A 14,649-nucleotide genomic window follows, 5' to 3' on the forward strand; every position below is an offset into this window, starting at 1 on the left:
TCGGCCATCTCACGAGATAACACAACGTGACCATCGAGAATTGCTCGCGACGCATCCGCAATCGGATCTTGTAAGTCATCGCCTTCGGTTAACACGGTAAAGAAAGCCGTGATAGAACCTTGTTCATCATTGCCGTTACCTGCTCGTTCCACCAGCGCAGGAAGCTTAGCGAAGACTGATGGCGGATAACCTTTGGTTGCTGGCGGCTCACCCACAGACAGAGCAATTTCACGCTGAGCCTGAGCAAAGCGGGTCAATGAATCCATGAGTAGCAGAACATCTAAGCCTTGGTCGCGGAAGTACTCGGCGACAGCCAACGCGGTTTGACAGCCTTTTAAGCGCATCAATGGTGATGAGTCGGCAGGAGCGGCAACAACAACCGAACGCTTACGGCCATCTTCACCAAGAATCTCTTCAATAAATTCTTTAACTTCTCGTCCACGCTCACCGATTAGGCCTACGACCACTACTTGCGCAGTTGTGCCTCGAGTCATCATACCCAGAGTTACGGATTTACCGACACCAGAGCCAGCAAACAGACCGATACGTTGCCCTTTACCCACGGTTAGCAAACCATTAATGGCTTTCAAGCCGACATCGAGTGGTTCAGAAATCGGTTTACGAGCTAACGGGTTGATTGGCTCCGCATTAAATGAAGCGCGTTGCTCTGTATAGATTGGACCTAAACCGTCGAGTGGATTACCTACGCCGTCGATCACTCGACCGAGCAGTTCCATTCCAACAGGGATACCACTTTCGGTAGTCATTGGCGTGACGCGAGCGCCAGGTAAGATCCCGGTGATTTGCTCACTCGGCATCAAAAAGAGGTTATCGCCAGAGAAACCGACGACTTCGGCTTCCATCTGACCAGACATAGTTTCGACTAAACACAAACTTCCGATTGGCGCTTTACAGCCGGTCGCTTCAAGCGTTAAGCCAACAACGCGTACTAACTTACCTGAGGCAATCGGTCGTGATTTTAACCCTTCGACTTTGTACTGACTGAGACGGTTCGCTAACTCAAGCATTACTCATGACCCTGGTGACGGTTTGCGCCGCAGAAGTTTTGAATGACGTTCTTTACGCGATCTTCCATGCGGTAGTTAACGCTCGACTCACCTGCTTCGATTTGCACGTCACCACGGTTGAGTGCTGGCTCTGCTACCAGTGTCCAATTACGACAGTCCAATTCAGTTTCGCCATACGCAGAGCGAATGATCGCGACATCTTCTGGGTTAAGCTTCAATGTGATGGCATGACCAGAGATCGGCAACGACTCTACCGACTCTTTAACGGTATCTAATATGATTTGTGGATTGGTTTGTACTTCAACATGAACCACTTCTTTGACCATGGTAAGTACCATATCGACCAATTGCTTCTCCACCTGAGCGTTCATCAGCTCTAACGGTTGAGCAAACTGGTTTGCCAGCCCCATGAAGACGGCCACTTGTTGTTGAATGTATTCTTGACCCGCGGTTACGCCTTCAAGCTTGCCGGCTTCGTTGCCTTCTTCGTGACCTGCGGCAAAACCTTCTTCTTTACCTTTTTCATAACCTTGCTTAAAGCCCGCTTCTTGACCTTGATGCAGACCTTCCTGATAAGCGCCTTGTTTGATCAGTTCGATTTGCTCTTCAGTCAGAACCAGCTCTTCATCTTCAATGGCTTCTTCAACCGTCGGCATCCAACTAGGGTCGTAGTTAAAGGCGGTTTCTTTGGCTTGTCTGCTCACGTCAGAGGTGTAGTCAGGCAGCCCCCATTTCTGAGGTTGGGCAACCGTATTATCTTCTTCAGGGCGAAGGAAGCCGCGTTTTCTATCACCTGACATATCAGTACCTATCTATGAGTGAGCTTAACTGTATTGTGAATTCAAGCAGTTAAACTGAGTTAATCTGTGGTTCGAGATTGGATAAAGAAAAGCCCCAACAGTGTGGGGCTTTTGAGGTTTCTGTATTAAAGGAACTCGTCGGCGCCACCAGACAGCATAATCTCGCCACTGTCTGCCATCTTCCTCGCAATACCCAAAATCTCTTTCTGAGCCGCTTCAACATCAGAGACTTTGACTGGCGGCATCGCCTCAATATCGTCTCTCATCATATCGGCAGCACGTTTAGACATGTTCTTGAAGATCTTCTCACGTAAACCTTCATCGGCACCTTTAAGTGCTTTCTGTAGAATATCTTGTGGAACATCACGTAGTAGTCGTTGAACACCTTGGTCATCAACTTCAATAAGGTTTTCAAAGACAAACATCAGATCTTGAATCTGTGTTGCCATGTCTTCGTCTTGGTCACGGATTTGATCCATCAAGACGCCTTCCACGTTGTTATCCATGTAGTTCATGATCTCAGCCGCGGCTTTCAGGCCACCAATTTTGGCAGCTTGAGCACCCGCTTGACCCGCGAACTGTTTCTCCATGATTTCATTCAGTTCAGCAAGCGCCGAAGGTTGAACTTCTTCAAGGTTGGCAATACGCATCATCAGATCCAGACGAACTCGCTCTGGGAACTGAGACAGGATCTCAGCCGATTGATCGGCATCGAGGTACGACAACACAATAGTTTGAATTTGAGGGTGCTCGTTGATGATAATGCTCGCCACCTGACGAGGATCCATCCACTTAAGCGAATCCAAACCTTTCGAACCTGTGCCGAGAAGGATTTGGTCAACAAGGTTATTCGCCTTGTCTTCACCCAGAGCAGCAACTAACGCATTACGCATGAAGTCTTCGCTGCCCATACCAATGTTGGTGTACTTCTGAATATCATCTAAGAAAGCACGGTGCACAGCGCCTACTTTCTCTTGGGATAGGTCTGTAGCTCGCGCCATCGCACTACCCACACGCTGAACCTGCTTTGGCTCTAGGTGACGAATAATACCAGCAGCATCTTCTTCATTTAAACTGAGCAACAAGATCGCAGCGCGCTCATCGCCTGAGATAGAGCCGATATCCACGCTAGAGACATCAAGCACTTCACCGCCTTCAGTTTGTTGTGGAACTATTTCGTTAGCCATCTACCATCCAATTCTTAACTACTTGAGCTGCTAGCTCTGGTTCATTCGCTACAAGTGCACGTACTGCTTTCAGCACGTCCTCGTCTTTATGAAGGTTTGGTAAGTCGATACTTGAACCAAATTCAAACAGCTCACCACCTTCAATATCACCACCAATTAAGCTGGTTTCGCCGTCGGCACCAATTGGCATGCCATCAGGTCCGTACATCTGTTCATCGTTGTCTGCTGCTGGGTTAAGCAGTTTCTTCATTGCAGGGCGAACAAGTACCAACACCACCACAATGATAACCAAGGCACTTGCAAACCAACGAACCCAATCATTGAAGTTTGGATGCTCCCAGATTGGCACATCAGCAACAACATCTGTTACTTGAGGTGCAAACTGCATGCTTAATACGTTGAGCAAATCACCACGAGTTTCATCAAAGCCCACCGTACCAATCAGTACTTGGCGAATCGCATTGATTTCGCTCGCCGGGATTGGCGTATGAACCACTTCACCCGTATCTGGGTTCAAGGATTGGCGGTCTTTGATCGCAACAGAAACCGTCTGACGATTAACCGTGCCGCTCTGTTTACGTTCATGACTGATGGTGGTGTCTAGCTCAAAGTTTCGAGTCGCTTCTTTGTGAACAGAGCCTTGACCTGTCATCGCGCCGTCTTTCATCTGAGCCACATCTTGTGGAATTGAGGCATCCGCTGGAGGCTGGTTACTCAACGCACCCGGAATACCCGCCACCGTATTTCCATTGTTGTAATCTTCTAAGGTGTATTCACTTCGAGTCGCCGGTGTATTCGGATCAAAACGTTTTCTGGTTTGCTCCACAGCACTGAAATCGAGCTGGATATCAACCTGAGCGGTGTAGTTACCAAACCCAAGAATAGGAATCAGGATGGAGTCAATTTTTTCACGCAGCGCTTGTTCTTGATTGCGCTCTAACTCGTGTTCTTTACGACGCGCCGCTGACATAGGGTCTTGAGAGCCTGAGCTCAACAATCGGCCATGCTGATCGGTCACCGTAATACGTGAGGTTTTCATTCCCGGAACGGCACTTGCCACCATATCCACAACAGAATCAACTTCTTGCTGCTTGAGGTTAGTACCTGTTTTTAGAGTTAGGAATACAGAAGCAGAGGCTTCTTGATTATGACGTACAAAAACACTCTGCTTCGGCAGGGCCAATAAAACCTGAGCTTTACGCACCTGTTTCATCTGCTCAATGGCTTTGGCAAGTTGTCTTTCGCGGCTTAATTTAAGGCGTTCTTGTTCTAAACGTTGTGATACACCAAAACCCATGTCTTGCATGAGGATGTCATCACCCGCGTTTCGCTCTTGATTCAAACCCGCTCGTACCATATTAAGCTTTAATGAGTTGTACTCACTCGCCGGTACTGAGATGGTATTGCCTTCAAGCGTGTAATCGATCTTTTGCAGATCTAAGTAATCAAGAACGGGGATCAATTCTTCTATTTCGTAAGCCCCTAATGGACGCATTTCTGGCTCTTTTACCCAGAAAAACAGCATCACAATCAGCGCTACACAGATAGAGATAGAAAGGACTAAGACGACCTGACGAAGTAAATCAAGATCACCGACAGCCATATCGAACTTCGATGAACTGCGTTCACCTAGATCGGGATTTTGCCCTTCTCCGTCTAGCTCAGAGCCTGCAATAAGTGCATGGTCGTTGCTATCGCTTACGGTTAAATCTGTTGTTTGACTATTATCTGCCACTATTTAACTACCCAACTTATACCGGCATATTCATCAGCTCTTTGTACGATTCGACCAATTTATTTCTAATTTGGATCGTCGCCTCAAAAGCCACACTAGATTTATTACGAGCAATCATCACGTCCGATAGGGATACGCTTTGGTCGCCACTATCAAAACGAGCTTGAAGATCACCTGAGGTCTTTTGTAATGAGTTCACATTATTGATGGCATTAGTCAGCATGTTGCCAAAATCTGCACCGACCGCTTGCCCCGTTGCTGCGGGACGCGCGCTGGCAGCTTCGACCATCATCGCCTGCATTTCGCCTTGTAAACCATCTATTCTCATCTACTACCTCAGGAGTCAAAATTATGACTATCTATTTAGCTATATTATTGACAGAGCAATTAGCGTGCCACACATTAAATTGACTAGATATCGTATTACACTAGTCAGAAAGCTGACACTACTAATCTATCCTCAGTTTGGGATATCTATTCCAGCATCGCGCATTTTAGCCAACTTGTAACGCAGTGTACGAGGGCTAATACCCAGTTTTTCAGCCATATCTTTGCGTCGACCATTACATGCAATCAGGGTTTCAAGAATGATCGCATACTCTTGATCTCTAAGCTCATTACCTAACCCTTCGCTGCTAGCCGCGATTTTATTGATTGGGTTTGCTTCGGCAATCGGCTTGATTTCTGGCGCAGCTACGTCAGTGCCTTCAACGATTTGTTGTAGGCTGCTTGCGTCTTGCCAATCGACACCTTCAAGAAGAATGTGCTCACCAGAGATGTTCTCTTGTTCGCTCAATATTAACGCACGCTGTACCACATTGTCTAATTCGCGAACATTGCCCGGCCACGGATAATTGACGAGTTTACTGATCGCTTGCGCTGACATAACCGGTACAGGCATACCAAGTTTGGTGCAATGACGCTCAACTAAGTGCTTAGCTAAAGGCTCAATATCACCTTTTCGCTCACACAGTGGTGGCCAAGAAATTGGGAATACATTCAAACGATAGTATAAATCCTCACGGAAATTCCCTTCAGAAACATACTGTTTAAGGTCTCGGTTACTGGTCGCTAATACACGAACATCCAATTTGATGCTCTTACGACTACCTAATCGCTCAACTTCGCGCTCTTGCAAAACACGCAGTAGTTTGGCTTGTAGGCTAAGATCCATTTCACTGATCTCATCCAACAGAATTGTACCGCCCTGCGCTTGCTCGAATTTCCCCGGGCAAGCTTGAATAGCGCCAGTAAATGCGCCTTTTTCATAACCAAACAGGGTCGCTTCTAACATGTTGTCTGGGATCGCCGCGCAGTTAATCGCGACAAACGGGCCATCTTTTCGGCTAGAAGCATTGTGAATGTAGCGAGACATCACCTCTTTACCAGAACCACTCGGGCCCAACACCATGACGTTGGCATCAGTTTTCGCAACTTTATCAGCCAGCATCATTAGCTTGATACTTTTTTCATCAGCAACGATAGCGTCGCCGTTGTCATCCGACTTTACAGGCGCATAACGGCTGACCATGTTGAGCAGCACTTCTGGCGCAAATGGCTTTGCCATATAGTCGATAGCGCCCTCTTTCATTGCAGCAACGGCATCTTCGATGTTGGCGTACGCTGTCATTAGCAATACCGGCAAATTTGGCCAATGCTGCTTAATGTTTCTCAATAGTGCCAAGCCACCCATGCCCGCCATCTGCACGTCAGATACGACAATATCAACGGAGTTCGATTTTAATTTGACCAGAGCATCTTCCGCACAATCCGCTTCCAGCCATTCATAGCCAGCAAGCGCGAGTGTGTCGACAAGGGCTTCGCGTAGACCTTCATCATCTTCGACGATTAACACTTTGCTTTGAGCCATAGGATTCTCCAGTGTAAATTCAGTTAAAACTTATTAGTCTTCAGAAGAAGCACTTCTTTCAAGCGGTAGACACATGGTAAAGCATGCGCCGTCGCCTTCTTCTGATATCAATTCCAGTCGGCCTTCATGTGCTCGACATACCATTTGTACAACCGCTAAGCCTAGACCTGTACCTTGTGAACGAGTGGTAAAGAAGGGTTCCATTATTTTACCTTGAAGCTCTTTCGGTACGCCGGGGCCACTGTCTTGCACTGATATCTTAAGCTCGCCATTTACGGGCCTAAAAAACACATCGATCTGCGATTCCTTACCCGCAATTTGAACCGCGTTCAACACTAGGTTGCTTAACGCTGAGGCGATAGCATTGGCGTTGCCGAACATTTGAGTCTGTTCGCCCTCAACTTCTTGGCAATAATCAATCTGGTTAGTTTTCAATGCCGCTTCCACCATAGGGTGAAATTCAGTGATCAATTCAGCCACAGTAAATGGCTTAACGACTTTGTTGTCACCACCTTTGGCAAACAACAGCATGTCGTTCACTTGCTTCTCTAAGTCATGCAATCTATCCATAAGCTTAGATTGAAAACGCGTTTTTGTTGCCGGCGGCAGATTTGGCGCGGCAAGGTTTGATGCATACAGCATCGCACTTGAAAGCGGCGTTCGCACTTGATGGGCAAGCGAGGCCACCATTCTACCTAATGAAGACAAACGCTGAAGATCACTCACGCGAGACTGCAATAGTCGGGTCTCGGTCAGATCGGTAATCAAAATCAGCTGACCCGTGGTAGAGGCTGAAATCGCCAAACGCACTTTTCGCCCGTTCTTCAATGAGATCTCATGACCGTCATCGTCTTTTGGGTCAAAGGCACTTTGAATCACTGAAAACCACTTCTCGCCAACCAACTCAACACCAAGAATACGATGCGCTTCAGGGTTCGCTTCTCTCACTTCGCCGTGTGTATCTAACAAGATAACCCCTGCTGGCATCACGTCGAGTACTTGCTTATAGCGCTCAACCTGCTGTTCAACAGAATCTAGGTGTGATTGATTTTCTGGTTCGTTAGATACGCGCATGTCAAAAATTTGCCTCAAATACTAAAACAGCCTGAGACGTACAACACGAGTCAGGCTATTTGCTATATTTATCACATAGTTAAGCAAGCAACAACTCGACTATGGTTTATCTGTTCACTTAGCTAGAGTTACCAAATAGCTAAAAAGTGTGTGCTAGTTTTTCGTTTTCATCGAAAACTGGACACTATCGCTGCAAGTTATATTTACGCATTTTTTCAACCAGAGTGGTTCTACGCATTCCAAGCATGTCAGCAGCACGAGCAACAATGCCGCCCTGCGCTTCCAACGCTTGATTGATCATATTCACTTCCATATCCGCGAGTAGCTCTTTCAAGTTAACCCCTTCTGGCGGTAACTCTTGAGGCGCATTAGCATTGTCGGCAATATCATCTTGCTGATCAAAACTGAAATCTTCTGAGAATAAGTCAGCAAGTGCATCACGCTCTTGCTCCTCTTCAGATCCAAAGCTATTAAACTCTGGCTGGAACTCAGGGATATCGCTGTATCGATATTTAGTTGGCAGGTGATTCACATCAACCAAGCTGTTTGGATACAAGATAACCATTCGTTCAACCAGGTTCGCTAGTTCACGAACGTTACCTGGCCAGTAATGCTCCATCAAAGAGTTGATAGCACGAGCCGTGAAACAGATAGGCATGCTGCCTTCCGCTTCCATTCGAGTCATCAGCTCTTGAAGCAACAGTGGAATATCTTCTTTACGATCTTGAAGCGCCGGCATTTCAATCGGGAATACATTTAAGCGGTAGTAAAGATCTTCACGGAACGAATCATCGTCGATCATATCTTCAAGGTTGCGGTGGGTTGCCGCAATCACTCTAACATCAGCTTGTATGGTGCTATTGCCACCTACACGCTCAAAGCATCGCTCTTGCAGTACTCGTAGCAGCTTAACTTGCATCGCCATCGGCATATCGCCAATTTCATCAAGAAACAGTGTGCCACCTTCAGCCAATTCAAAACGGCCTTTACGTGCGGTAATCGCCCCAGTAAATGCGCCCTTCTCATGACCAAACAGTTCACTTTCAAGCAAATCAGGTGGAATCGCGCCACAGTTTACAGGAACAAAAGGCCCTGAACGACGTTTAGAGTGATAGTGAATGTTACGCGCTACGACTTCTTTGCCTGTACCAGATTCACCAAGAATCAGCACGTTCGCTTCCGTAGAAGAGACTTGTTCAATTAAGTGACGTACTTCTTGAATGCCAGCACTTTGTCCTACTAGGCTGCGAAACAGGGTGTTCTTGCGTGCCGAAGACACAACTTGAACACCTTTGCGGCCTAAGAAGTCTTTACAGTGTCTTAATGCATCACTTAATTGCGGGTAGTTAAGAGGAAGTTCAAGCTCACCAACATAGTTAGTCAACTCGTCAACCGGGTGATTGTTTTTGCCAATCACCAGTAAAGGGATGTGATTGGCGTGAACAAGCTTCTCATTCAGTAATGCGTTGAAGCCTTTACCTTTAATGGTACCAATAATGCAGCCGGCCCACTGTAGTGACCAGTCAACTTTACGTGCTTGTTCAGAGCTGATTACTTCGCAGCTCTCTCCTACAAACTCTAATATTGTGCTTAAATTGTGACGATCTTGAGCGTTATCGTCGACGACAAGCAGTTTTGCCAAACCTTGCATAAGTAGGAATTATTGCCTTTATTTTGGTGCGATGCGGAAAAACGGTGAGCAACGTAGTCTATAAAACAGTGAGATGTATCAATGATTATGGTCTACGTGGACAAATTTAGGAAATCAGCAACGAAAAAAGCCATTAGGCTATCTAATGGCTTCTATTTTATTTGATTAAAAAAATAAGGCAACCAACCAATTAAGGGATATGAGATTGGTTAAAACTGCAATTTTTCTTTAAATACCTACGTCATCGGACGTCAAGTTGTGATATTCGTTCGGAATTTGGTCCCAAGCGCTCTTAATTTCGCGAATAATATCGATAACATCATCAATAGGCTGTGGGTCATTTTTGTGATTTGCCGCAGAAATTTGCGTGATCATGAACTCATAAAGTTGATCTAGGTTTTTCGCAATATCGCCACCATCGTCCATAGATAGGCAACTACGTAGGCTAATAATGATATCTAGAGCCTTACCAAGTCGCTCACCTTTCACTGGGATGTTGCCTGCTTGCATTGCCGCTTTGCCTTGAATCAAACGCTCGATAGCACCGGCCATTAGCATTTGTACAATCTTATGCGGTGAGGCAGCCGTTAGCTGACTATCCACTGATACCTTTTTATATGCCTGTAAAGAACCGCGCATAGTAAACCTCTTCTATAAAAACTTTTTGTATTGTTGAACTGATTTAGCGCCGTGACGGTATTTATGTAGGGTCTTACCTACTCGACTCGTCTCAGACTGCATCAATTCGACTAATTTTCTGGTTCTGGTAATGGCTTCAAACCATTCAGAACTTTGCTTAACGTCGGGATGTGAGTCGATTATTTGAAGCACGTTTTGCAATAACTGTTCTCTGTTATCGACAAGCTGCGTTATTTCTTCAGCATTAATTTCACTAAATTCCAGTTTAGAGATAATTAGTTGATCGAGTTCACAAAGCTCTTGTAGCTGGCTATTCATCTATTAGCCCAACGCATTCATCATACTGCCCAGCTGAGATTGCATCTTACTGGTCGCATCTTGCATGGCTGTGAACTTAGAGTGGGTACGGCTCTCTAGGCTGTCCATGCGGCGGTCGAGCGCGCTTTGGTCATCAACCAAACGGTAGTTTTGCTCGACCAAGCTCTTTTCTCTAGTACGGATTGAACCCGTGATACCTGTGATACCTTGAATCGCATCTTCCACTTTTTTGGCGAAACCGTTGTTGCCACCAAAGAACTCACCCAACTTATCAAAGTTATTGTTGAGTTGACGGTCAAGCATATCGTAGTTGATTTCTAGCGAGCCTTGTCTTGTGGTGGTGATACCGAATTCAGTCAAAGACTTTAGATTGTCTGGCGCACCTTCGATACTTGATGAGAACACCCCTTTCAATCGGGAGTCGGCGTTACGCACTGTACTGTCACCAGAGAGCGGGCCTTTTTGACCAGTCGTTGGATCAACACCCGCGAGGTCTTTCGACACTTGATAGAACTGGTTATAAGAGCTCACAAAGGATTCGATATCTTGGCGAACACTGTTACGGTCGTACTCCACACCAATTTCTGCCGGCGGCTTATCTTTTGGCGTTTTTCCTTTCACCGTAATATCAATACCTTCAATGGCATCTTCAATCACATTGTTATTACTAGAGAGTTGAGCAACACCATCTAGGACAACCATAGAATCTTGGCCAGCCTGAACTTCAGTCATTCCACTATAGGTATCAAAAGATTGCTGTGCTTGTTCAAGATCTGCTTGCGCTTTATCGACCTTCTCTAAGAGCTCGCGCTCTTCGGGTTCTAATTTGGCACGCTCAATTTTCTTGGCTTGCTCTGCGGTGAGTTCGCCTTTTTGAACTTTCTCAGCCAACTCCGCTTTTTCTTGTGAAATCTTCTCTTCGATACGCGCTTGCTCAGCCTCAAGCTTTTGTTGGGCTTCTTTCGGTGTCACGTATGAATCGGTCAGAGTACCTGAGGCAGCATTTGACCACCCCGGCACATCGGGTGCCTTCTCTATCGCTTTTTCATCAAGCTCAAGTTCTGGTGTGTAGTAAGAATCTAAAAGCGTACCTGACGCGGTTTCAGTCCAGCCAGGGATATTATCTTCAGGCATCACAGACTTTGCCGCTTGAGCTGCGTCTAGGGCGGCTTGGCCGTCGGCGGCTGCTTGCTCACCGTAGCTGAGACTTTTAGAGTCTCCGTCAACATCTGAAGTAGAATCGGTTTGGGCTGCTGGGATGATATTGCCATCTTTATCGAGTGTTTCATTCGCATTTGGGTCATCGCTAGCGATCACTTCATCGATGAGTTCAACGGCTTTTCCTGCAGGGGTTAGAGCTAGAATATCTTGAGCAGCAACGCGCGCTTTCTCTAGCGCTTTAACACGTTCTTCAAGCGTTTTGTATTCGAGTTTTTTTAAGGGATTGGCAGCATCTGACTCAACATTAATGCTGATCTGCTGATCTGAACCAGACTGGTTCGAGGCAATAATAAGTCTTGGACCTTCGACATCGTTGATAATAGATGCACGAACGCCTGGGTTGCTATCTGCACCGTTGATACCACGAACAACTTCGATAAGTCTCGATCTGTCGCCAACTTGCACGTCAAAGCTGTCATCACCAAGCGAAACCTGCAGCTTACCTGGGCCAAATTTCATGTCCTCTGACAGTACATCAGAAGCCACTTTATGGCTTTGGGCAAGCTGCAACACATCGATGGCATATTTGCCAGCGATCGCTTCGGTAGTCGCGGTTGCAGAGACAAGCGCTTCATCGGTACTTTCCACTGTTCGCACAGCAAAAGCTTTTTCCTGACGAAAGTTTGTCATCAGGTTTTTCATCGAATCAAGGGATTCTCTGAGTCTTCCATAGGCACTAATGCTGGTATCGATTCGCGTTCGTTCATTGTCGATTCGTTGCTGTTTAGGTACACGCTCCGAATCAACAATTTTGCTGACCATGGAATTGATATCCATGCCAGACGAAATCCCCATTGGGCCAAAACTCATTAAATCACCTCAATAATACGACTTAAACCTTCACCTCAAATATTCGACTATTCGAGTTTTGGGCTGCTAGGCGTCTTAGAATTTCAAGCATTTCTTCATCAGGGATCTGGCGAATAATATCACCGGTTGTGGTCTCATAAATGGTCACCACATCTCTCCCAGATTCTTCATCGACCTTAAAAGCCACACCTTTATTGAGAGAGGAGATAAACTCGTTTACCTTCTCCACCATTTTGACTCGCTCTTCATCATTTAACTCTTGTCTATGTTGAGCTAATTGAATCGCCGCTTCGGTAGCTTCCTCTTTCGATTTCTCTACCTTGTCATAAGATGTTGCTTCTTTTAGTCGCGAAAGACTCGACGCACTACTACCTTCATCGCTTGCAATTTTAATGCCATTAGGTGAGCCATAAGGCTGGATGTTCGATGCGTTGGATGATATTTCCATAACACTCTCCCTCCCTCCTTTATGAGCCAAACAGTAAAACTCTACCCAGAGTAGAGTTTACCGCTACTTACCGAGGTAAGTTTAGCCCAATAAGCTTAGAGCTGCTGATGGTGACTGTTTTGCTTGAGCTAGGATAGAAGTACTCGCCTGTTGTAGGATTTGAGACTTCGTCATAGCTGTTGTTTCTTTCGCGTAATCGGTATCTTTGATACGGCTCTTAGACGCATTAACGTTTTCGTTGATGTTGTCTAAGTTGCTGATTGCATGGTCAAAACGGTTTTGGAAAGCACCTAGAGAAGCACGTTGGCTATCAACAGATTTTAGAGCACCATCAATGATAGATACTGCTTCGTTTGCACCTGCAACAGAAGTTACGTCGATATCGTTAACGGTAACGTCTTTACCAGCACCGATACCTAGTTCGCCCGCAAGGCTGCCGCCAAACTCAACATCACCTTCAACTTTTTGGCTTGAAGCGAAAAGTTGCAGTTTACCGCCTTCACCCACAGACGCTTTAACGTCTTGGCTTTGACCATTGATGTAAGTTGCTAGCTCTTCGATATCGTTGCCTTCTTTAGCAGAGATAGATAGCTCTTGCGCTTCACCAAACTTATCGTTGTATTTGATTGTTAAATCAGCACCCGCACCTACACGCCAAGAAGCATCTTTGCCTTCTGTAACGCCGTAGCTCTTACCACCCATGTCTTGAGTGTCTGTACGCATGTTGCTCATAGATAGCATTACTGCTTCACCTGAGTCAGCACCGATTTGGAAAGATTGGCTGCCGTAAGTACCGTTCAGAAGCTTGTTACCACCAAAAGAGGTCGTTTCAGCGATACGGTTAAGTTCTGTGTTTAGAGCAGAGACTTCTTCTTGGATCGCAACACGTTCAGATTTGCTGTTCGAACCGTTTGAAGATTGAAGAGAAAGGTCACGCATACGTTGCAGAATGTTGGTTGACTCATTCATTGCACCTTCAGCTGTCTGTGCAATAGAGATACCGTCATTCGCGTTTTTCACAGCCATATCTAGGCCACGACTTTGCGACGTTAAGCGGTTAGAGATTTGTAGGCCTGCAGCATCATCTTTTGCGCTATTGATTTTATAGCCAGAAGACAAACGCTCCATTGATTTTTGAGTACCTTCAGCCGCGCTATTTAGGTAGCGCTGAGCCGTCATTGCAGACACATTTGTGCTTACATTAATCGCCATAGTTGATCTCCTTTAGGCATTTTTTAATGTACTTATGTGACTCTCACCTCACACTAATACATGTCAATTTTGTTTATGCACCAGTGTCTCTCTCACCTTACATTGGTACATATCATTTCTCTCAATCCCTTTAACGGCGCCTTAATTAGAAGCTTTAATAAAAAATGCGCTTTTTTTCATATTCTTTTCAACAACAAAGGAAAGTGTGATCGGGCTTCAATTAATAGGGCGACATTCGCTAAAGTTGCCCCATTATTTAAGTTAATGAGCGTAGTGTTGAATATAAAGTCAGAAGAGATCCCTGATATCTCGTTCTACTCGATTCTGGGGTGACGAAAGACTGCTTCGATGTAGTAAGCGAGGAAACCATCATTTCCCAATTCCCGTCACTCCCTACAGTGAGGAGCGAGCGTGATAGGGAATCTCGCTTTCCAATCAACGACCAACACCAAAACTCCCCCCTTCTCCAAATTGCAGGCAATAAAAAACCCAGCCGAAGCTGGGTCTGTTTAGCGCTCATCTCTCACCACGAGCTAATTTGTGGAAGCCTAACGTTGACGCTTATAGTCAACGTGGCTTTTTAATCGATTAACCTAGTAGGCTAAGTGCCGAGTTCGGTGCTTGCTTCGCTTGAGCAAGAATCGAGCTTGAAGCTT

At 45.9% G+C, this 14,649-nt stretch carries 13 protein-coding genes; all 13 read right to left on the reverse strand.

Annotated features, from left to right (window positions below; all coding sequences use genetic code 11):
- Nucleotides 1–1,028: FliI/YscN family ATPase (locus AB4623_RS22385; RefSeq protein WP_372147402.1), on the reverse strand; the 1,028-nt coding region annotated here is incomplete at its 3' end.
- Nucleotides 1,028–1,828 (reverse strand): flagellar assembly protein FliH, encoded by an 801-nt coding sequence (fliH, locus tag AB4623_RS22390; protein WP_372147403.1) that lies wholly within the window; start codon nucleotides 1,826–1,828, stop codon nucleotides 1,028–1,030. The genes fliH and AB4623_RS22385, both read right to left, overlap by 1 nt.
- 125 nt (nucleotides 1,829–1,953) lie before the next feature.
- Entirely contained in the window at nucleotides 1,954–3,015 is a 1,062-nt protein-coding gene (fliG, locus tag AB4623_RS22395; RefSeq protein ID WP_017060682.1) for a flagellar motor switch protein FliG, read from the reverse strand.
- The gene (gene fliF, locus AB4623_RS22400) at nucleotides 3,008–4,750 is read right to left on the reverse strand and encodes a flagellar basal-body MS-ring/collar protein FliF (protein WP_372147404.1); all 1,743 of its coding nucleotides are present in this window, start codon (nucleotides 4,748–4,750) and stop codon (nucleotides 3,008–3,010) included. The genes fliG and fliF overlap by 8 nt, the downstream gene beginning before the upstream one ends.
- A gap of 16 nt (nucleotides 4,751–4,766) precedes the next feature.
- Nucleotides 4,767–5,078, reverse strand: coding sequence for a flagellar hook-basal body complex protein FliE (gene fliE / locus AB4623_RS22405; protein WP_017060684.1), 312 nt, complete (start codon nucleotides 5,076–5,078; stop codon nucleotides 4,767–4,769).
- Nucleotides 5,079–5,210: 132 nt separating this feature from the next.
- Complete coding sequence (locus AB4623_RS22410) at nucleotides 5,211–6,620, reverse strand: sigma-54 dependent transcriptional regulator (protein ID WP_017064121.1); 1,410 nt, start codon at nucleotides 6,618–6,620, stop codon at nucleotides 5,211–5,213.
- Nucleotides 6,621–6,653: 33 nt separating this feature from the next.
- Nucleotides 6,654–7,694: a PAS domain-containing sensor histidine kinase gene (locus AB4623_RS22415; protein ID WP_017060686.1), complete on the reverse strand. Its 1,041-nt coding sequence runs from the start codon at nucleotides 7,692–7,694 to the stop codon at nucleotides 6,654–6,656.
- Nucleotides 7,695–7,878: 184 nt separating this feature from the next.
- On the reverse strand, nucleotides 7,879–9,345 hold the full coding sequence (locus tag AB4623_RS22420) for a sigma-54 dependent transcriptional regulator (protein WP_017064122.1): 1,467 nt from the start codon (nucleotides 9,343–9,345) through the stop codon (nucleotides 7,879–7,881).
- 228 nt (nucleotides 9,346–9,573) lie between these two features.
- Nucleotides 9,574–9,984: a flagellar export chaperone FliS gene (gene fliS, locus AB4623_RS22425; protein WP_372147405.1), complete on the reverse strand. Its 411-nt coding sequence runs from the start codon at nucleotides 9,982–9,984 to the stop codon at nucleotides 9,574–9,576.
- A gap of 12 nt (nucleotides 9,985–9,996) precedes the next feature.
- The gene (locus AB4623_RS22430) at nucleotides 9,997–10,302 is read right to left on the reverse strand and encodes a flagellar protein FliT (RefSeq protein WP_017060688.1); all 306 of its coding nucleotides are present in this window, start codon (nucleotides 10,300–10,302) and stop codon (nucleotides 9,997–9,999) included.
- Between the two features lie 3 nt (nucleotides 10,303–10,305).
- On the reverse strand, nucleotides 10,306–12,333 hold the full coding sequence (fliD, locus tag AB4623_RS22435; protein ID WP_017066379.1) for a flagellar filament capping protein FliD: 2,028 nt from the start codon (nucleotides 12,331–12,333) through the stop codon (nucleotides 10,306–10,308).
- Between the two features lie 22 nt (nucleotides 12,334–12,355).
- On the reverse strand, nucleotides 12,356–12,781 hold the full coding sequence (gene flaG, locus AB4623_RS22440) for a flagellar protein FlaG (protein ID WP_017066380.1): 426 nt from the start codon (nucleotides 12,779–12,781) through the stop codon (nucleotides 12,356–12,358).
- Between the two features lie 81 nt (nucleotides 12,782–12,862).
- Nucleotides 12,863–13,993 (reverse strand): flagellin, encoded by a 1,131-nt coding sequence (locus AB4623_RS22445; RefSeq protein WP_017066381.1) that lies wholly within the window; start codon nucleotides 13,991–13,993, stop codon nucleotides 12,863–12,865.
- Nucleotides 13,994–14,649: the final 656 nt, after the last annotated feature.

The sequence above is a fragment of the Vibrio sp. 10N.222.52.C12 genome (genome assembly GCF_041474215.1).
Taxonomy (GTDB): Bacteria; Pseudomonadota; Gammaproteobacteria; order Enterobacterales; family Vibrionaceae; genus Vibrio; species Vibrio crassostreae_C.